At 51.8% G+C, this 19784-nt stretch carries 16 protein-coding genes; 4 read left to right on the forward strand and 12 right to left on the reverse strand.

Annotation, left to right across the window (positions count from 1 at the left end; genetic code table 11):
- Positions 1-3: 3 nt before the first annotated feature.
- The 5 genes from ABLV66_RS21495 to ABLV66_RS21515 all read right to left on the reverse strand — a co-directional run bounded on the left by ABLV66_RS21495 (position 4) and on the right by ABLV66_RS21515 (position 7853).
- A complete protein-coding gene (locus tag ABLV66_RS21495) occupies positions 4-690 on the reverse strand; it encodes a fimbria/pilus periplasmic chaperone (protein ID WP_045395831.1) in 687 nt (228 codons plus the stop codon).
- A gap of 69 nt (positions 691-759) precedes the next feature.
- Positions 760-1302 (reverse strand): fimbrial protein BcfA, encoded by a 543-nt coding sequence (locus tag ABLV66_RS21500; RefSeq protein ID WP_047043942.1) that lies wholly within the window; start codon positions 1300-1302, stop codon positions 760-762.
- Positions 1303-1616: 314 nt separating this feature from the next.
- The gene (locus tag ABLV66_RS21505) at positions 1617-2309 is read right to left on the reverse strand and encodes a winged helix-turn-helix transcriptional regulator (protein ID WP_047043940.1); all 693 of its coding nucleotides are present in this window, start codon (positions 2307-2309) and stop codon (positions 1617-1619) included.
- Positions 2310-2629: 320 nt separating this feature from the next.
- Complete coding sequence (locus ABLV66_RS21510) at positions 2630-5653, reverse strand: chitinase (RefSeq protein WP_348876897.1); 3024 nt, start codon at positions 5651-5653, stop codon at positions 2630-2632.
- A gap of 88 nt (positions 5654-5741) precedes the next feature.
- The gene (locus tag ABLV66_RS21515) at positions 5742-7853 is read right to left on the reverse strand and encodes a glycoside hydrolase family 18 protein (RefSeq protein WP_316423482.1); all 2112 of its coding nucleotides are present in this window, start codon (positions 7851-7853) and stop codon (positions 5742-5744) included.
- A 390-nt stretch (positions 7854-8243) separates the two neighbouring features.
- Between ABLV66_RS21515 and ABLV66_RS21520 the strand changes: the two genes are divergently transcribed.
- Entirely contained in the window at positions 8244-8687 is a 444-nt protein-coding gene (locus tag ABLV66_RS21520) for a winged helix-turn-helix domain-containing protein (protein ID WP_047043934.1), read from the forward strand.
- A 15-nt stretch (positions 8688-8702) separates the two neighbouring features.
- Positions 8703-9236: a glycoside hydrolase family 108 protein gene (locus ABLV66_RS21525; RefSeq protein WP_047043932.1), complete on the forward strand. Its 534-nt coding sequence runs from the start codon at positions 8703-8705 to the stop codon at positions 9234-9236.
- A 60-nt stretch (positions 9237-9296) separates the two neighbouring features.
- On the opposite strand, the gene ABLV66_RS21530 is transcribed toward ABLV66_RS21525, so the two are convergent.
- From ABLV66_RS21530 to dnaK, 4 genes are all read right to left on the reverse strand, one after another.
- On the reverse strand, positions 9297-9641 hold the full coding sequence (locus ABLV66_RS21530; RefSeq protein ID WP_047078003.1) for a phage holin family protein: 345 nt from the start codon (positions 9639-9641) through the stop codon (positions 9297-9299).
- 125 nt (positions 9642-9766) lie between these two features.
- Complete coding sequence (locus ABLV66_RS21535) at positions 9767-10711, reverse strand: LysR family transcriptional regulator (RefSeq protein WP_047043928.1); 945 nt, start codon at positions 10709-10711, stop codon at positions 9767-9769.
- 170 nt (positions 10712-10881) lie between these two features.
- Positions 10882-12012 (reverse strand): molecular chaperone DnaJ, encoded by a 1131-nt coding sequence (dnaJ, locus tag ABLV66_RS21540; protein ID WP_047078004.1) that lies wholly within the window; start codon positions 12010-12012, stop codon positions 10882-10884.
- A gap of 87 nt (positions 12013-12099) precedes the next feature.
- On the reverse strand, positions 12100-14016 hold the full coding sequence (gene dnaK / locus ABLV66_RS21545; RefSeq protein ID WP_045395850.1) for a molecular chaperone DnaK: 1917 nt from the start codon (positions 14014-14016) through the stop codon (positions 12100-12102).
- 443 nt (positions 14017-14459) lie between these two features.
- Here dnaK and satP point away from each other — a divergent pair, with 443 nt between their 5' ends.
- Positions 14460-15026 (forward strand): acetate uptake transporter, encoded by a 567-nt coding sequence (gene satP, locus ABLV66_RS21550; RefSeq protein ID WP_045395854.1) that lies wholly within the window; start codon positions 14460-14462, stop codon positions 15024-15026.
- Between the two features lie 40 nt (positions 15027-15066).
- Here satP and ABLV66_RS21555 read toward each other — a convergent pair whose 3' ends face one another.
- The 3 genes from ABLV66_RS21555 to tal all read right to left on the reverse strand — a co-directional run bounded on the left by ABLV66_RS21555 (position 15067) and on the right by tal (position 18136).
- The gene (locus tag ABLV66_RS21555) at positions 15067-16371 is read right to left on the reverse strand and encodes an MFS transporter (RefSeq protein WP_045395857.1); all 1305 of its coding nucleotides are present in this window, start codon (positions 16369-16371) and stop codon (positions 15067-15069) included.
- Between the two features lie 113 nt (positions 16372-16484).
- The gene (gene mog / locus ABLV66_RS21560) at positions 16485-17072 is read right to left on the reverse strand and encodes a molybdopterin adenylyltransferase (protein WP_047078005.1); all 588 of its coding nucleotides are present in this window, start codon (positions 17070-17072) and stop codon (positions 16485-16487) included.
- 110 nt (positions 17073-17182) lie between these two features.
- A complete protein-coding gene (tal, locus tag ABLV66_RS21565; RefSeq protein WP_045395864.1) occupies positions 17183-18136 on the reverse strand; it encodes a transaldolase in 954 nt (317 codons plus the stop codon).
- Positions 18137-18338: 202 nt separating this feature from the next.
- Between tal and ABLV66_RS21570 the strand changes: the two genes are divergently transcribed.
- Positions 18339-19769 (forward strand): alanine/glycine:cation symporter family protein, encoded by a 1431-nt coding sequence (locus ABLV66_RS21570; RefSeq protein WP_315712571.1) that lies wholly within the window; start codon positions 18339-18341, stop codon positions 19767-19769.
- Positions 19770-19784 lie beyond the last annotated feature (15 nt).

Here is a 19784-nt window from a genome sequence, read left to right on the forward strand (position 1 = left end):
ATCTTACTGGCTCAGACAGGTTTGCTGCGGCGTGGTGGCGCCGAAATCGTTAATCGACTGGAAAGTCACCTGCCCTGTTCCGCCGTGCAAGTTTATCTCGCTTTTCGGCGGCACCATCGCATTGGCTAATTTCTGCCCGCCCACATGAATATCAACCAGCGAGACATAATACGGGGAAGGATTGGCGATACTCAGGCGGTCACCGGCACGCTGACAGCGTAACATTCCCGGCGCGTCTACCGAGGCAACAGACAAGTGTTTAGGGCGAATAAACAGTTTAATAACGCTTTGCGTGGCGATTTGCAGTGAATTAGCCGCCAGCTTACTTTTATTAACCGAAGGGATGGCCTTACTGTTGAGATAAAAGACGCTTTCGCGATCTGTCGGCAACGAGGGGCCAACGTACATGATACGCAGCAGATTTTCTTTTCCCGGCTGAATGACGAACAGCGGCGGGGTAACGACAAAATCTGCGCTTCTGCCGCCATCGGCGTTCGCCACCCACGACTGGATTAAAAATACATTATTGCTGGAAGAGTTAATCACCGGCAGAGAAACCTGCTTATCGCCCTGCGGATAAATAACTCGGGTCGAACCCAGCGCGATGCCACCCGCATGGGCCAGTTGAGTCATTCCCAACGCCGCCAGCAGCAAGAACGAAAATAAAATCGGGGTAATTCGCGTACTCATTATTTGATAACCAGGGAGAAGATGAAATGCATCCCTCCGCTGACAACAGCGGAGGGATGCGGATACCAATCAGGAATAGACCATACTGAAGGTCGCGGTTGCCGCAACGTTACCCGCCGTGGCCGCGCCGGTAGCGACATAATCCACGCTCAGCGGCACGGTGTTTTCACCATCAATCAGGGTGATGGTGCCGGAGGTATCGCCGATATTCAGAACCTGCCCATCCGGGCCATATAACTGCAGCGCAACGTTTGTCGCCGCACCCGCGCCAGCGGTGTTCGCCAGCGAACCTGCGAGCGTGCTGTCCTGCTGACCATTAAAAATCACCGCCGCATTCTGGCTGACCGTGGTGTCGCAGTCCTCCAGTTTGATTGAGAAATCTTCTTTCTGATTGGCAACCATTCCAGATGCCGTCAGTTTGCTGGTGCGAACCTGGCTCAGGATTACGGTCTGATCGATAGAGTCAGCGGAAACGGAGCATGCGGCATTCACAACCTGCCCCGTAAAATTCACCGTACCGCCGGAGACCGTCGTGGTGTCCGCATTCGCAGCGCAGGTCATACCGCTCGCCGCCATGGCAGTTATTACCATCGCTAAAAGATGTTTTTTCATAAATAACCTTTTAAATACACAAGTCGAAAATAAATTAATAACGAATTTTAGTACCGAGCCCTCTTCACAGAGATCTCATGCTGGTACCGGGCGCAAAAACGTTAAAAGTTGTAGCGTACAGAAATACTATATTCAATGAATAGCAAGCCCTGCACTGATTTATAAGCGCTAATAGAGAATAAATTCCTGCCGTTATTTAATTATTATAAATTGGCCAGGGAGTTGCAATCTACAATGGCTGTTTTTATAGGACCTTTCTTAACCATATGTTTTTCCAGGAAATAATTTTTTGAATCTGTTATTTAATGCAGTCTTTAGTAGGCCAGAGGCAGTTTCTTAACCCCTAACAAACGTCCGCCATCTATATTGATATAACCGCCCTTGCGCAATTCAGAAAGTAGCTTCATAGTACGACTTCGCGATATTCCGGTTCGTCGTTGAATAAAATTCAGAACATTAATACTCTGGCGATATTCGTCGCTATAGGCGGCAATTTCGATTAATAACGCACGAACCTTGAGATAAGAGTCAACGCCAACCAGTTCCCGATCGCGAACGTTCATCACCATCAAACGATAGGCGAGAAAACGGGCGACATCGTGCCAAAGATTGCACTCATCCGTGACCTTTATGAAATCCGCTAGCGGGACCGCGCGACCACAGCATTCTGTTTCAGCAATCAAAAAATGTTCCGGGCGGGTAGGAACATCGTAGGTTACGCCGTAGCTATCAATCAGCCCTGCAATTGATGGAGCAAAAACCGATAACACATTCAACCCTCTGTCGCTGCGACAAATAGAGAAGATGCCGGACTCCAGCAACACAATGCGGCTGCTCTGCTCGGTATACAGCGAAAATTCTTCACCCGGCTGCACGATGAAAGGCTTACCAAATGGCAGAAGTGCAGAAAATAAGGCATCAATCGCAGCATGAGGTTTAGCCTGCTGAGAGAAAATATATGAGTGCAAGGCATTCTCATTATCATTTTCGAAACCATTTAATTTCATTATATCTTCATTAAATATCCATAATCATATGAGAAATAAAGATATACACACATTCGTTAGCCTGCAATTAATAATAAATAAATATTAAATATAGTATAAATGTATGATGAAAGCACAAATAATCAATCATTTATCAAATAAGATAATACTCAAACAAATAACCAACAAAGTTCTCAAAATCTCATTAATTATTTTTAACATCAGCCGCTCATGACAAATGAAATTATTTTTTATGATATAACAAGAAAGTGAAAAGGCAGCGATCCAGAATAGTACCTATGCTGAATCACCGCCTTTACGCTACATGGAATAAAGCTCAATTAATTAAAATAGCGCGGGGCCGCGTAGTACTCCGCCATTTTCTCCGCTAACCAACCGCCATCTTCACCGTTGGAATGAATGGTAGTGATACTGACTGTAGAACCGCCGCCCCACAGCACGGCAAAGACGTTATAGTCCGGCAGATTTAACGCCTGCATCTGGCTCCAATCGTATCCGCCATCCCGGCGCAGAAAATCGCCTACCGTCGCAACACCATACGTCGTGCTGTTCACCGCGGTATTTAACAACGCCGGAGTAATGGCGTTGATATCGCTGCCAATCCGCGAATCCCCCATGAAGAACGTACCGCCGGATGCAAAATGCGCCGCAGCGATTTTACTGGTCCCCTCAGCCACTGTCGGCATATGGCCGCCCGGGATCTGCCACAACATCGCTGGTTTTTGCAACGCTCTGGCCGTCTCCTTCACCATACCCAGATAGTTAAACCAGCAGGTGGCGTTCCAACCGTAGTGGGCTAAGGCATCCGGGCTGAAGCAGTCGCGTTCGAATTTATCAAATGCGATAAAGTCTGGCGCATAGTCGCCGCTGTACACGCCCAATTCATTAATGAATTCAGCAATCGCCGCCCCTTGTTCAACCGGTGCGGCATTGGCGCGCAGCAGCCAATCTGCCGTGCCCGTCGCCCAGACGTTAGTCTGCCAACCAAAAGCGATATCAGGCGCGAACTGGCGAACGATATAGTTAATCGCCTGCACGTAGCCATACAAATCGTTGCTGAAGGTCGGCAGTGCCGGCGCGCTGAAACCAGGAATCGCAGGGAGCGCGTTAATCGCCGCCGCCAGTTGTACATTCACCTGCACGCTATTGGCTTTCCGCAGCGCGGTATAGCCATAAGGCTCCTGCTGCATAGCGCCAAGGAAATCCGGATTGAGGACGAAGGTTGCCGGAACCGGATGCTGCTCATCTTTCCAGGATTGTGCCGCCAGACACTGGGTAATGAAGTTACCAAAGTGATTGCGTAAACGTTGTTCATCCTGCAGATCCGATACCGCGCTGCCGCCGCTGGCATTGGCGGTATAGACCACCATTACCGGCATTACCGCGCGGCCCGCTTCGGCTTCGATCTGGCGAACCAGCGGCACCGTTTTGTGGATCGGTAGCGAAGCATAATCCAGGAAACCATCGCCATTGCTGTCCACTTCCGCCGCCGGGATCGGATCGCCGCCGCCATCAAAACCATCATATTTAAACAGCGCGCTGCAAGGCACATTGCGATACAAATCAACCGTCTCTGCCGCATTCACCGTCACACCGCCGTGCGCCAGATAATTCGGCCACCCTTTTACCTGCAGCGGAACGCCCTGGACAAATTCAAGCGCGACACTATTAACGCTTTGCAGTAAACGCAATGGCGAGCTGATGTCGCAACGCCACGGCGTACCGGCAATATACACATCCGCTACCTGTACGCTATATTCCCCGGCGGCCAAACGCAGCGGCAGCTTCTGCTGGCGAGCGTCGCTTTGCAGCACGAAACTATACTGATAGCTGCCACAGCAGAAACGATAACGCTGCGCGGCCGTCCCCTGCGGTAAGCCTAATACCGTCACCGCGACCTCAACAAAGCTGTCGCTCGCAACGGGCGTTTTTTGTAATGCCACGTTAACCTGCGCCGTCGTGTCGACCTTCGGCACAATGGTTGCGGCCTGCGCCGCGGTGGTGAGCAACTGGTTGTTCATCGTCGTCGGCTGCAGACAGATAGCATATTGATGATTGGCCAATAGCCGGGTAACGCGCTGTGGTTGATTCGCCATCAGCGTCAGCGTTCTTTCACACACGCCTGCTTCCGACCATAGCTCAACAACGACTTCCGCGCCCGCCAGATCATCGTCCGCCAGCAGCAGATCGATCGCGGCAAAAATTACCGGCGGTTGATAAGCAATCTGACAGCGCTCAACGGCATTACCTGCAGCAAGCGCCAGCGTATAGCATTCTGTAACGGGCGAAATTCTCATCTCATCGTTACACAGTTCCAGTGCCGTAATAACGTAGCTACCGGCGCTCAGATCGCCAATGGTCAGCGTCGCGCCCCACTCTCCGGTAAAGCGCTGCTGGCGGCCATCAGAGTATTGCAGCTCAATTTCCGGCTTCAGCGAGGTGCTCTGCGCCTGCGTCGGGAATTGCAGAATAATTTGTCCCTGGCGTCCAGGGTCGTGAGCCAGCGTCGCCGTCAGGTCACTCAGCACGACGGGCGTTTGCGTGGCCGAAAGATAAAACTCCAGTACCGCCGATTTACCAGCAGCCAACAGATACTCGCCGTCATTATTGATTGTGATGGTATTTTTTTCTGTCGGCCAGCCACCGTCGCTGGCTAGCGTTACCGCCTGGTTACCCATCATGGTGCCGCTAAATGGGCTGTACGGATCGGGATGCGCTGTCGCCGTGAAGCCTAATTTCAACTGATTAATATCGACGGACTGCGAATACTGATTCGTCAGCGTCAGGGCTATGCGTTGATACCAGCTGGCGGCTTTCACCTCCCCGGAAACCAGGGTCAGTCCTGCGCCGGTAATCGCCTCATCGGCGGGCGCTTCAGGTTCAACTTCATCAGCAGAATCATCTGCGGGTATTTCAGGTTCTGGTTCAACTTCATCAGCGGTGTCATCCGCCGGTTCTTCAGGTTCTGGTTGAACCTCATCTGCGCTATCGGAAGCCGCCAGAGTCAGGGTGAAGGTAGATAATTTTACCGGTACCTGGGTGGCCGCCAGGCTAAAGTATAGGGTACCGCTTTCCCCAGCCTGCAGCAGCAGCTCACTGCTGTTGTTTATAATGATTTCATTGAATTCCAGGCTTCCCTGAGCGGTATCACGCAACGTTAGCGAACGATCCCCTTTCAGCGTACCTCCTGTATTTCCCCACGGATCCGGATGCCCGGAGGCGGTAAAGCTAATTGCAGCCTGGTTCAGATCTACCGGGCGGTTACTTTCGTTTGTGAAGGTTAATGTGACTTTCTGATACCAACTATTCACATCAATCCGGCTATTTTTAATTACAACGGTCATCAACTCGATTCCTCATTCCCTGGTGGAAAAAAGCCCCGGTAAACCGGGGCTTTGTCATGGAGCCCATACCTCGTTAAGCGCAGAAATATTAGTAAGCGCCTAAGTCAGTCCATGCGCCGCTCTGACCGCAGTTCAGGTCAGGCTGGTCGCCCTGGGACCACCATTTCACCTGGTAGTTGTGACCTTTCCAGCTCACGGTTTCGAAGGTACCCCAGCTTGCGCCGTACACGGTGTTGGCATCCCACAGCGCGTGAGGCGCATCCTGGCCTGCCGCATCATCGGAAGAGGAGTCATCTTCAGCCGGTTTGGTATCTTCGTCAGGAAGCGGAATAACGTCGGTTTCATCTTCTTCATCAGCCGGTTTTGGTTCAACCTGGGCAGCAGCCGGAACCGCAGTCAACACAAAACGCTGCTGAGTGGACGGTTCGTTGTAGCAGTCACGAACGAATAAGGTGAACTGGAACGCCGTTTTCGCGCTGACCTCAGGCACGACGAACTCAATCACTTCCGCCGTTTTATCCGCGACGCTAATTTCAGACGGCACACCCCAGCTAAAGGTCAACTCGTCTTTATCTTCATCGGAAGAACCGGCGCCGGACAACTGAACGGTAGAGCCGCCCACAACCAGCAGCTCAATAGCCGCTTTCGGCGCATGATTGACGTCCGTTTTCTGATCGTCTTCTTCAGATTCATCTTTTTCAACATTGATGCCTTCGAAGTAGAACGGGTCCATATCGATAGTTTCAGACTCAATTTCATAACCCAGACCTTCACGAGCCGCATTCAGCAACACGCCGTTGTCCTGGTCGATAGTCCAGGTGAACATGCCGCCCAGACCCAGTTTTGCCGCATATTCGCCTTTGGCTTTGACGCTGCGCGGAGTATCCAGCGACATAAACAGTTTGGATTCCGGGTTATACAAATAGTCAGCGTCAGCCACCCGATCGGTATAAACGTTGAAGCCGTTACGACCCTTCTGGTTTTCCAGATCCAGGTAGTTGTAGATCACGTCATACCATTCATTGGTACCGGACTCGAAAGTACCGGTGGTATCGCCATTACCCGGGTTATAGGTGCCTTTCAGCGGAGACAGCGACTCCAGCTCAACGTTACGGCCATTACGGGTATAGCCGGCATAACCGATGTTGATATTTTCAGCCGGGAAACCTTCGGACAGCAGATGCTCCACAATAGTGTTTACCCCCCAACCGCCCGCTTCCAGCGCATTCAGGTTAGTATGATGGGCAACGGTTTCCGCCCACGGGGTGCCGAAGAAGTCATAGGTCATCAGGTTGATGCCGTACAAGCCCGCTTTCATCAGCGCTTTCACGTTGGAGTAATCAAACGTCTTCACGACCGCGGAGCTGGCGATGGAGATTTTCACATTGCTCAGGTTGGCGGAATCGAGTTGTTTACGCAGTTCGCCAATCAGCAAGGCGTAGTTTTCGCCATCTTCCGGACCGCAAGGGTTACCGGCGCCTTCGGCATTCGGATATTCCCAGTCGATATCCACTTCGCTGAACATCGGGAACTGTTTGAAAAGTTTCACCACGCCTTTGGCGAAGGTTTTACGGGCGGAATCAGACGCTGCGGTTTCATGGAAACCGTTGCTCATGGTCCAGCCGCCGATGCTCATCGACAGTACCAGGTTGTGGCCCTGCTGTTTCGCTTTCGCCTGCAGGTCACGCAGACCTCCGAGCAGGCCTTTGGTGTTCTCCTGGGTTACGGTTTTCGGATCAACGTCCCAGCCGCTAACGCTATGTCCAACGTTGACGTAAGACTGGAAGTCGCCCCACGGGTCGAGGAAGGTCGGTTCGTACTTCACTTTGCCGCACTGCTCTGCCCCTTCGGCCACCACATCGCGATACAGACCATCCACTTTATGGAAGCCGGTTACGCCGACGAAGCCAACGATGATTTTATCGTAAGCAGTCGGGGATATATTGGTCAGGTCGTAGCCGCGACCGCGGTTATCTTTAGAGTCGTCTCCTTGCAGGCGACCATCATACTGAGACCAGTCGGTATAATAGCCAAATACCTTCGGCTTAGTGGTTGCTGCTTTATATTTGTTATAGACCGGCTTTGCGACACGCGCTGAAGTATAGCTATAGTTGCTGACTTCAGTTGCTGGATTAAAACCATCAGCGGCGTTGCTGGTTTCGGTAAGAGTATCGCCTTTAATCAGTTTGCTGGTAGCCATTTTAAATTTCCTTTTAAGTTTAAAAATTATCGCAGTTCGTTCTGCGAGAGCAATAATCCATTGCGCATTAAAAATTAGCTAATCACAAACCATCAGTAATTCATCAACGCCAGATAATTATCGTACTGAGACATCGATGAGGAACATCAGCCCAACATCATCGGGTCTAACAGGCTACCAAACCCACCTGAAGAGTAAAAAACAGACAGCATATTAAGTATGATTTAGGTAGTAATTAATTGTCATTTAACTTACATGAGATTATGTGACAAAGGTCTCCCCAACAAACAACACTACAATAAAACCGATGACAAAAAATGGATTAAGCCATTTCTTGTGCAATATATTCATCGACGACAATCAGGATGTGCAAATCTAAAGGAAGACGTTATGAAAACTTATCTCATCAATAACAACTGCATCTACAACGAACAGAAATATGAACTAAGAACGAGCTCAAATTCGCAAGTTATTCGAATGACAGCAATGCGTTCTAAATGTCTTAGCTTCATTATTGAAAACGCTCATCTGGAGATTATCGAACGGCAGAAAATCGCCAATGAGTTATGGGGTAGCAGAAGTCATTTTGTGAATGATGCCAATCTAACGCAGATACTGTATTTAATCAGACGAGATCTCAAAGCACTCGGTATAAACGATCTTTTCATCACTATCCCGCGCCAGGGGCTGCAGGTAAACAAAGACATCGCCATTGAGAAAGTCGAATCCAGGAAACCGAAAGTCAGAAAGCAGTTTTTCCGTAAAACCCTGGCGGCTCTCACCACCGTCTTTTCCGTCACGCTAGGTACAATGATGTACATGCACATTCATTAATTCAGGGAGAATAAAATGAATCCAATTATTGATGGGATCCTGGGGCTGGAAGGCGGCTATAGCGCCAATCCAAAGGACAAAGGCGGAGAAACTAACTGGGGTATCACCGAAGCAACGGCGCGAGCGCACGGTTATCAGGGAAAGATGAGCGAGCTTTCTCACAATGAGGCCTATACGATTCTGGAGACCGATTACTGGATCAAACCCGGCTTCGAGCAGGTATCGCAACTCTCCTGGTCGGTAGCATTTGAGCTGTGCGACGCTGCGGTGAATATTGGTCCTCACCATCCCTGCATGTGGCTACAGCGCTGGCTTAACGTGATGAATCGCGAGCAGCAATACTACCCGGATATAAAAACAGATGGCAACATCGGCCCGCTAACCCTGAATGCGCTGAATGACTATTTGACGCGACGAGGTAAAGAAGGAGAACAGGTGTTAGTCAAAGCGCTGAACTGCAGCCAGGGGGCTTATTACCTGGAGATCGGCGAAAAGCATCGACAAAATGAAGAGTTCATTTACGGCTGGATTAAAAACCGGGTGACATAGTTGACGCGCGCGCATCGGTAATAAAAGACTCAAGGATGAGCCTTTTATTACGTAGTAATACTACTTAAGCTTAGTACCACCAAGCGTATTTTTTACTTTCTCGCCCAGTATTTTTAAAATTGGACCGGCAAAAACGCCGCCTAACCCTGCGGCTAACAGTACCATATTAAAGCTAAATCCTTTTTCGATTGCGAGAGCGCTAAGGAGAAAACTGGTAAAACAAGATATCACCACCTGGGTCAGGCAGTTCATAATTCCCTGATGCGCTTCGCTACTCTCTTCCTTATTTTTACGGAGAAGGAAACTGACGAATCCACCCCAGGCGCCGATAGAAATAATGGTTAGAAGTATTTCTACTTCCAGTAATACAACTTCCGTTGTTTCTAAATGATTAGGTATAGACATAATCGCTCCTGCATCACTAAAGTTAAAAAAGATTCATCAGGAGTGTAAGTGGCGCAATAGGGGAAAGGTAATCAAAGAATATCAAGACTAACCACATCATCTTAATGACGGTAAGATGATGGAACTTACCGTCTGAATGATGACAGCGTATGTAACATGGAAACCGTTTCATTGATCGCTGATATATTTTTGCTATTTTTGTTCCATGAAGCATAAACCTGCACGGACTTGAACATTAACTCTGGTGGCGGTTGGATAAAATTTATATCGTATTTACGCTGATTTTTATAAAATAGCGCCAGCTTTAAAGGCAATAACGCAATCAACGCGGTTCTTTCTACCATGCCAACCAGCCCGGTGATAGAGTCGCTGCAATAGCCCATGGTACGTGAACCGTCATAATAAACATCATCTTTAAATAATCCGTTATCAGTGATGATGGAAGGCGAGGAAATGCCGGGTTGATACATGGCATGGCGGGAAGAGTAGAACTGATGCAAAGAAAGCTGCGATAGTTCGCTGAATAAGTGACTTTTGGCACAAATACAGACGAAATTTCTGAAGCTATCAATCATTTGATTATCGAGCCCGGGCTCAACCAGCGGCTCAGATCCGATCGATAAATCGCATTGCGCCGTCAGTAAAAGCTCTTTAGCTTTATCGCGGCTAATATTGCGGGATGAAAAATGATTGATAACGCCCTGTTCAAAAAGCGCGCTACCGTACAGTTGGGAAAGGTAATAACTTTCAATGAAGTCGCTACCAAGGATCGTAATCCGGGTATCATCATCCTTGTTTTCTGTCAGAAAGGTATTATCGACAAGCAACATGGCCTGGCGAAAACTATGGTGGATCTCAAGCGCTTTCGCCGTTGGCAGTAAACCATCTTTACTTCTGACAAACAGCTCCTGGTGATAGAAGTTTTGTAGTCGTCTTAATGCCAGAGAGACCGCGGCAGGTGTAATGGCCAATTTTTTCGCCGCCTTCGCGGCATTACCTGCCGAAATGACAGCGTCAAGAACCTTGATTAAATTATAATCAAAGCCCTTATTGGCACCTTTCGATCCCATCCACTGTCAGCCTCTAATAACGAAAAAAGCAATATAGATAATACTCAAAATAAAGCAAATCCTGACTCGCTATACGCAGTATAGCGTTTTCCGCCAGCGACCGAAGTTGGGATAGAAAAAAGCCTGAACAAAAATGTTCAGGCTTGTGCTAATAAGGTGATTAAACGCAATTAACGCGTTAAATCATCAAAGAATTTTTTCACGCCATCGAAGAAGCTTTTGGAACGCGGACTGTTTTTCTCCCCCGTCGGGCCACCGAAAGTTTCCTGCAGCTCTTTAAGCAATTGCTTCTGCTTATCGTTAAGACCGACCGGTGTTTCAACCACCACGCGACACAGCAGATCGCCCTGAGCACCGCCGCGAACGGACTTAACGCCCTTGCCGCGCATGCGGAACAGTTTGCCGGTTTGCGTTTCGCCAGGCACTTTCAGGTTAACGCGGCCATCCAGCGTCGGTACTTCAATCTCGCCGCCAAGCGCAGCCATGGTGAAGTTGATCGGTACTTCGCAGTACAGATTATTCCCCTCACGCTCGAAGATCGCGTGCTGTTTGACCTGAACCTGAACGTACAGATCGCCCGCCGGAGCGCCATGCTCGCCGGCTTCGCCTTCGCCAGCCAGACGAATGCGATCGCCGGTATCGACGCCAGCCGGGATTTTCACCGACAAGGTTTTGGTTTTTTCAACGCGACCGTGACCGTGACATTTATTGCACGGATCTTTAATCAGCGTACCGCGTCCCTGACAGTGTGGACAGGTTTGCTGAACGGCAAAAAAGCCCTGACGCATCTGGACCTGACCGGAACCGTGACAGGTTGGACAGGTCTGCGGCTGCGTACCGGATTTGGCGCCGCTGCCGTGGCAGACATCGCACTCTTCCAACGTTGGAATGCGGATTTCTTTGGTAACGCCGCGGACCGCTTCTTCCAGCGTCAATTCCATGTTGTAACGTAGATCTGCGCCGCGCGCCGCGCGTTGACGGCCACGACCGCCGCCGAAGATATCGCCGAACACGTCGCCAAAGATATCGCTGAAATCCGCGCCGCCGCCGAAACCGCCGCCGCCCATGCCGCCTTGTTCAAACGCGGCGTGGCCGTACTGATCGTAGGCTGCACGCTTCTGGGCATCAGTCAGGACTTCATACGCTTCTTTGATTTCTTTAAATTTGGCTTCGGCCTCTTTGTCACCCTGGTTACGGTCCGGGTGATACTTCATGGCCAGGCGCTTATACGCCTTTTTGATTTCACGCTCTTCCGCTGTTTTGGAAACGCCTAAAATCTCGTAATAATCTTGCTTTGCCATTGGTGTTTTTCAGCCCCTTAACATGCGTGCACGGGCGGAGAGGAAACCTCTTCGCCCGTGCCAGTGTTTTACCCGTTCAAAGGGCGATTATTTTTTGTCTTTCACTTCTTCGAACTCAGCGTCGACAACATCGTCGTCCTTCGCGCTGTTCTCTTGAGCGTCAGCACCGCCAGCCTGCTGCTGTGCATGCTGCTGCTGAGCGATTTCCATCAGCTTCTGGGAAGCCTGGGCCAGCGCCTGCATCTTCGCTTCGATGTCCGCTTTATCTTCACCTTTCAGGGAAGCTTCCAGCGCGGTCAGCGCAGACTCGATTGCAGTTTTGTCATCAGCCGGCAGTTTGTCGCCTGCTTCTTCAACCTGCTTACGGGTGCTGTGCAGCAGATGGTCGCCCTGGTTACGGGTCTGAACCAGCTCTTCGAACTTACGGTCAGATTCAGCGTTAGCTTCCGCTTCGCGAACCATTTTCTGAATTTCTTCTTCATTCAGACCGGAAGAAGCCTTGATGGTGATCTTCTGCTCTTTACCGCTGTTTTTATCTTTCGCGGAAACGTGCAGGATACCGTCAGCATCGATATCGAAGGTTACTTCGATCTGCGGCATACCGCGCGGCGCTGGGTTAATACCATCCAGGTTGAACTGACCCAGAGATTTGTTATCAGAAGCGCGTTTACGCTCACCCTGCAGCACATGGATGGTTACCGCGGACTGGTTGTCTTCCGCAGTAGAGAACACCTGGCTGTGCTTGGTCGGGATAGTGGTGTTTTTGCTGATAAGCGCGGTCATCACGCCGCCCATGGTTTCGATACCCAGCGACAGCGGGGTAACGTCCAGCAGCAGAACGTCTTTAACTTCACCAGTCAGAACACCACCCTGAACCGCTGCGCCGATAGCCACAGCTTCATCCGGGTTAACGTCTTTACGCGGTTCTTTACCAAAGAACTCGGCAACTTTCTTCTGCACCATCGGCATACGAGTCTGACCACCAACGAGGATCACGTCGTTGATATCGGAAACGGACAGACCGGCATCCTGGAGGGCAACTTTCAGCGGCTCGATGGAACGGTTAACCAGATCTTCAACCAGGCTTTCCAGTTTCGCGCGAGTCACTTTAATGTTCATGTGTTTCGGACCGGTCGCGTCTGCGGTGATATACGGCAGGTTAACGTCGGTCTGCTGAGCGGAAGACAGCTCAATTTTCGCTTTTTCTGCAGCTTCTTTCAGACGCTGCATCGCCAGCGGGTCGTTGCGCAGGTCAATGCCCTGCTCTTTCTTAAACTCGTCAACGAGGTAGTTGATCAGACGAGTATCGAAGTCTTCACCACCCAGGTGGGTATCACCATTGGTTGCCAGAACTTCGAAGGTTTTTTCGCCGTCAACTTCGTCGATTTCGATAATAGAAATATCGAAGGTACCACCACCGAGGTCGTATACCGCGATAGTACGGTTGCCGACTTCTTTATCCAGACCGTATGCCAGCGCAGCGGCAGTCGGTTCGTTGATGATACGTTTGACTTCCAGACCCGCGATACGGCCGGCATCTTTGGTTGCCTGACGCTGAGCATCGTTGAAGTACGCAGGTACGGTGATAACAGCTTCAGTTACCGGCTCACCCAGGTAATCTTCAGCGGTTTTCTTCATTTTCTTCAGCACTTCAGCAGAAATCTGCGGCGGCGCGGTTTTGGTGCCTTTCACATCAAGCCATGCGTCGCCATTATCTGCGGCAACGATTTTGTACGGCATGATGGAAACGTCACGCTGAACTTCTTCATCCTGGAAGCGGCGACCAATCAGGCGTTTAATCGCAAACAGGGTGTTTTGCGGGTTTGTCACTGCCTGACGTTTAGCCGGCTGACCAACCAGAGTTTCACCATCCTGGGTATAGGCAATGATAGAAGGCGTGGTGCGATCGCCTTCGGCGTTCTCCAGCACGCGAGCGGTAGTGCCATCCATAATCGCTACACAAGAGTTGGTAGTACCCAGGTCGATACCAATAATTTTACCCATCTAAACGTCTCCACTAAAAATTCGATCAACATGTGGTTGTGAACCTGTAATAAGGGCGAAACGTGCGGTTTCAACTACCCTGACATCATTTTTTTTCAGGTTCTTCACTGCGGTTGACTACAAGATGGGGTCGCGCTGGTTTTCATCAAGGGGCAGGCCAAAAAAAATTTTTATGGCAGAGCGCAGGCGCGAGAGCGAACAACATGCCAGACGGACAAAATAGCCGTCATAATCCATACAAAAAAATAAATAGTAAATAAGAACATATTCACTGGATATCGCACGAGTTCGCCAAAGAGTTCGCCATTATCGCCGCGAAAGGTAAATTGCTGAAAAATACCCCGCCAGATCATAGACAGCCTCTGCGCGCCTCATTATTATGCCGCGCCCCACCGCAAGTGGCGGGGTAATGCTTCCCTTTCTAATCATTATTTTGAGGAATTATGGGCAACACTAAGTTGGCTAATCCGGCACCGCTGGGCCTTATGGGTTTCGGCATGACCACTATTCTGCTTAACCTGGCGAATAGCGGCCTTTTCGCATTCGATGTAGCTATCCTGGCGATGGGCATTTTTTACGGCGGCATTGCGCAAATTTTTGCCGGCCTGCTCGAGTATAAAAAAGGCAACACCTTTGGTTTAACCGCTTTTACGTCCTACGGCTCCTTCTGGTTGACGTTGGTCGCGATCCTCCTGATGCCGAAAATGGGCCTGGCTGATGCGCCGAATCCGCATTTCCTGGGCATGTATCTTGGCCTGTGGGGTATCTTTACGTTGTTCATGTTCTTCGGCACGCTGAAAGCCGCGCGCATGCTGCAGTTCGTGTTCCTGAGCCTGACGGTGCTGTTCGCGCTGCTGGCGATTGGCCACCTGGTTGATAACGAAGGCATTGTTAAAATTGCCGGCTGGATCGGCCTGGTATGCGGCGCGAGCGCTATTTACCTGGCGATGGGTGAAGTGTTGAACGAGCAGTTCGGCCGTACCGTCCTGCCGATTGGCGAGCCACGCTAATGGCCTGCCGCCGCCCACAACGCGGGCGGCGGCGTTAAATTTAACGCTGCAGTTCTCCTTGCGGTAAAACCGCCTGCGCCGTCAACCCCTGACGCAGCCAAATACCCAGACCCAGCCCCATCAGCGACAGCGCCAGTACGTACCAGGCCGGCGCCATCGGCGAAACCCCCATCAGCATCGTGACGGCAATCGGCGTCAGGCCGCCGAAAATGGCGTATGACAAATTGTAGGAAAACGAGATGCCGGTAAAACGCACTTCCGCCGGGAAGGCGCGCACCATTACGTAAGGTACCGCCCCCACCACGCCGACACACAGTCCAACCGTGCCATACAGCAGGAACAGCCGCTGCGGGCTGGCGCCGGAAAGGTGGTAAAAGGCCCAACTGGCCGCCGCTAACAGCAGGCTACCGACGATAAAAGTGCGGCTGGCGCCGAATCGGTCTGCCGCCAGACCGGCGAGTAAACAGCCAATACACAGCATAATCGTGGCGATGCTATTGGCCTGCAGGGTAATCGCCGGCGCAAAGCCATAATGTTTTTGCAGCCACACCGGCGACATCAGGATCACCACTACCACCCCGGCGGAAAGCAGCCAGGTGAGTAGCATCGAAACGATAACGGCCTTCTGGTGCTTGAGCGCCACCGCCTTCACCGGCAGCTCCTGCGCCAGCGCTTTGCGCTGTTGCATCTCAAGAAATATCGGCGTCTCCTGCAGCCAACGACGCAGGTACATGGCTACCAGACCGAACACGCCACCCAGCAGGAAAGGAATACGCCAGCCGCCGTCGTGGATACCCTGCGGCGTCATGCTGGTGTTGATAAGCGTCGCCACTACCGATCCCAACAGGATCCCAACGGTCAACCCCGCGGTCAGGGTGCCGCAGGCGATACCGATGCGTTTTTCCGGGACATGTTCGGCTACAAAGACCCAGGCACCCGGCACTTCACCGCCAATCGCCGCCCCTTGTAAAATACGCATGAGCAGTAATAGCAGCGGCGCAACGATGCCCATTGAGGCATAGGTCGGCAGCAGGCCGATCGCCAGCGTCGGCAGCGCCATCAGCAGAATACTGAGGGTGAACATTTTCTTCCGCCCGACCAGATCGCCAAAGTGGGCCATGATAATGCCGCCAAGAGGGCGCGCCAGATAACCCGCGGCAAAAATACCGAAGGTCTGTACCTGGCGTAGCCATTCCGGGATATCCGCCGGGAAGAATAGTTCGCCGACGACCGCGGCGAAGAAGACAAAAATGATGAAGTCATAAAACTCCAGCGCCCCGCCGAGGGCGGCCAGCGTCAGAGTTTTATAATCTTGTCGATTCAGTGCTCGGGTGTGTTGTGACATAACTGACGTTTCGTCCGCAGTAATATTACGCAATGTGTAAAGTAAAAAACACTATACCGTAAATAAAACAGCACACCACCGGCAATACAGGTTATATCAGCAATGCATTAAATTCAGGATAAAGTTTCACGCCGTGCGCTTTTCGGGCGAAAAGCTGCTACAACGCTCGCTTCCGTCTCCACATACGGCCCCTCAAGCAACTGTACACAATAAGGTACACTTGCAAAGACACCATGCACCAGCACTTTACCTTCAGCGTCTTTCACCCCTTCGAGGGTTTCCTGAATGGCTTTCGGCTGGCCTGGCAGGTTGAGGATCAGCGCCTGCTTGCGGATGACGCCAACCTGCCGGGATAGGATAGCCGTCGGCACAAAGTGTAGGCTAACCTGGCGCATTTGCTCACCGAAACCGGGCATCACACGATCGGCAATGGCTAAAGTTGCGTCCGGGGTCACATCACGACGCGCCGGGCCGGTGCCGCCGGTGGTTAACACCAGATGACAGCCCATCTCGTCAACCAACTCGCACAGCGTCTGTTCAATGATGGGCTGTTCATCGGGAATCAGGCGAGTCTGCAGTTCAAAGGGCGTTGTCAGCGCACGCGACAGCCACTCTTCCAACGCAGGAATACCTTTGTCCTGGTAAACGCCGCTGGAGGCGCGGTCAGAAATAGAAACTAAGCCGATGCGTAATTTATTCATATTCATTCCGTTCAAATAGTGCAATTAAGCGGAATGATACACGCTGGAGAGAATTACAGACAGGATTCAAAAGAAGTAGCGTGACCGGCAGCCCGGTCACGCTGGGATGATTACAGCAGGTCGCCGATCATTTTTTCCAGTTTTTCCTGGTCGATGGCAAACTTACGGATACCTTCCGCCAGTTTGTCTACCGCCATCGGATCCTGGTTGTGCTGCCACAGGAACTGGGATTCAGTAATGCGTTCCGGACGCGCTTTCACTTCGCCGCTGAACGCCAGTTTACGTTCGATAGCGCCTTCGCTTTCCGCCAGCTCTTTCAGCAGCGCAGGGGCGATGGTCAGACGGTCGCAGCCGGCCAGCTCAAGGATTTCGCCAACGTTACGGAAGCTTGCGCCCATTACCACGGTTTCATAGCCGTGCTGCTTGTAGTACTCGTAGATTTCGCTAACGGAAACCACGCCCGGATCTTCTGCCGGCGCGTACTCTTTCTTATCCGTGTTCGCTTTGTACCAGTCGAGGATACGGCCAACAAACGGAGAAATCAGGAAGACGCCCGCTTCGGCGCAAGCCCGAGCCTGAGCGAAGGAGAACAGCAGGGTCAGGTTACAGTTGATGCCTTCTTTTTCCAGCTGCTCGGCGGCGCGAATGCCCTGCCAGGTCGAAGCCAGTTTGATCAGGATACGATCGTTGCCGATACCGGCATCGTTATACAGTTTGATCAGGCGTTTCGCTTTAGCGATGGAAGCATCGGTGTCGTAGGACAGACGGGCATCAACTTCGGTAGAAATACGGCCCGGGATCAGTTTAAGGATTTCGAGACCGATGTTCACCGCCAGTTTGTCGGAAGCATCGATAATCTGCTGTGCGCGATCGCTGCTCTGGCTGCGAGCCCAGGCAACAGCGTCGTCAATCAGCTTACGGTACTCAGGGATCTGAGCCGCGCCGAGGATCAAAGAAGGGTTGGTGGTGGCATCCTGAGGCTGATACAGCTTCATTGCCGCGATATCTCCGGTGTCAGCTACGACAGTGGTGTACTGACGCAGAGAAGTCAATTTATCCGTCATGATAGTGTTTCTCTTAAACAGCAGTTAAGGGGATGTAACCGGTCTGCCAAGATGATAACACGCCATAGGGTCAGCGCAACCGCCGACAATGCAAGAGCGCAGAGTGTGATAAACTCGACATATTAATTATCTGAATGCTAAAGGATTGTCACCGGAGTGGTAGCGCTTACACCGCGCGCCGGCATGGACAAGAGGACGTTTAATGCCTGATTTTCTCTCGTTTATCAATGAAATACTCTGGGGCTCGGTAATGATTTATCTATTACTGGGCGCCGGTATTTGGTTCACCTGGCGAACGCAATTTGTGCAGTTCCGTTATATTCGTCAGTTTGGCAAAAGCCTTAAAAAAAGCCTCCGCCCGCAGCCCGGCGGCTTAACGTCTTTTCAGGCGCTGTGCACCAGCCTGGCGGCGCGCGTCGGCAGCGGAAATCTGGCGGGCGTGGCGTTAGCGATTGCCGCCGGCGGCCCCGGCGCGGTGTTCTGGATGTGGGTCTCCGCGCTACTCGGTATGGCCAGTAGCTTCGCTGAATGCTCGCTTGCCCAATTGTACAAAGAGCGCGATAGCGCAGGCCAGTTCCGCGGCGGCCCGGCGTGGTATATGGCTCGCGGCCTTGAGATGCGCTGGATGGGCGTGGTCTTCTCGATTCTGCTCCTGCTGGCCTACGGGGTGATTTTCAATACCGTGCAGGCCAACTCGGTGGCGCACGCCATGGCCTATGCCTTCGATTTTCCGATGGCCGCCGTCGGCGCCGCGCTGGCTGCCGCGACGCTGTTGATTATCGTCCGCGGTTTACGCGGCGTGGCGCGATTGATGCAGTGGTTTGTCCCGCTGATGGCCCTGCTGTGGGTCGGCGCCAGCCTGTTGATTGGCCTCTGGCACTTCTCCGCCCTACCCGCGGTCTTTGAAACCATCTTCCGCTGCGCTTTCGGCTGGCAAGAAGCGGCGGCGGGCGCGGTGGGCTATACCATTAGCCAGGCGCTTACCGGCGGTTTCCAGCGCGGGATGTTTTCCAATGAAGCGGGGATGGGCTCCACGCCAAACGCGGCGGCTACCGCGGCTTCATGGCCGCCGCATCCGGCGGCGCAAGGCATCGTCCAGATGATTGGCGTCTTTATTGATACCATCGTTATCTGTACCGCCAGCGCGGTGATTATCCTGCTGGCGCCGCGCGAAAACCGCGATAATGTGGTCAGTGGGATTCAAACCATGCAGCACGCGATGGGCGATCTCATTGGCAGTTGGGGTCCTGGTCTGGTGGCTGCCGTGCTACTGCTTTTCGCTTTTAGTTCGATTGTCGCCAATTATATTTATGCCGAAAATAATCTGATCTTTCTGCGACTCAATAAGCCGCTGCATATCTGGACGCTCCGGGTCATTACCGTATTCATGGTACTAGCAGGCACTCTGGTAAGCCTGCCGGTGGTCTGGCAGCTGGCGGATATTATTATGGCGCTGATGGCTATCACTAACTTAACGGCGATTTTGCTGCTGTCGCCAACGGTACGGATCCTCGCCAGCGATTATCTGCGCCAGCGTAAACTCGGCGTACAGCCGGTCTTCGATCCCGCTCGCTATCCGGAAATTCAGCAACATCTGGCGCCAGGCGCCTGGGATGAGATACCGCGTGAATAGCGCGGTAATCGCAGC

The sequence above is a fragment of the Klebsiella sp. CN_Kp073 genome (genome assembly GCF_040065495.2).
In the GTDB taxonomy this organism is placed as follows: Bacteria; Pseudomonadota; Gammaproteobacteria; order Enterobacterales; family Enterobacteriaceae; genus Klebsiella; species Klebsiella aerogenes.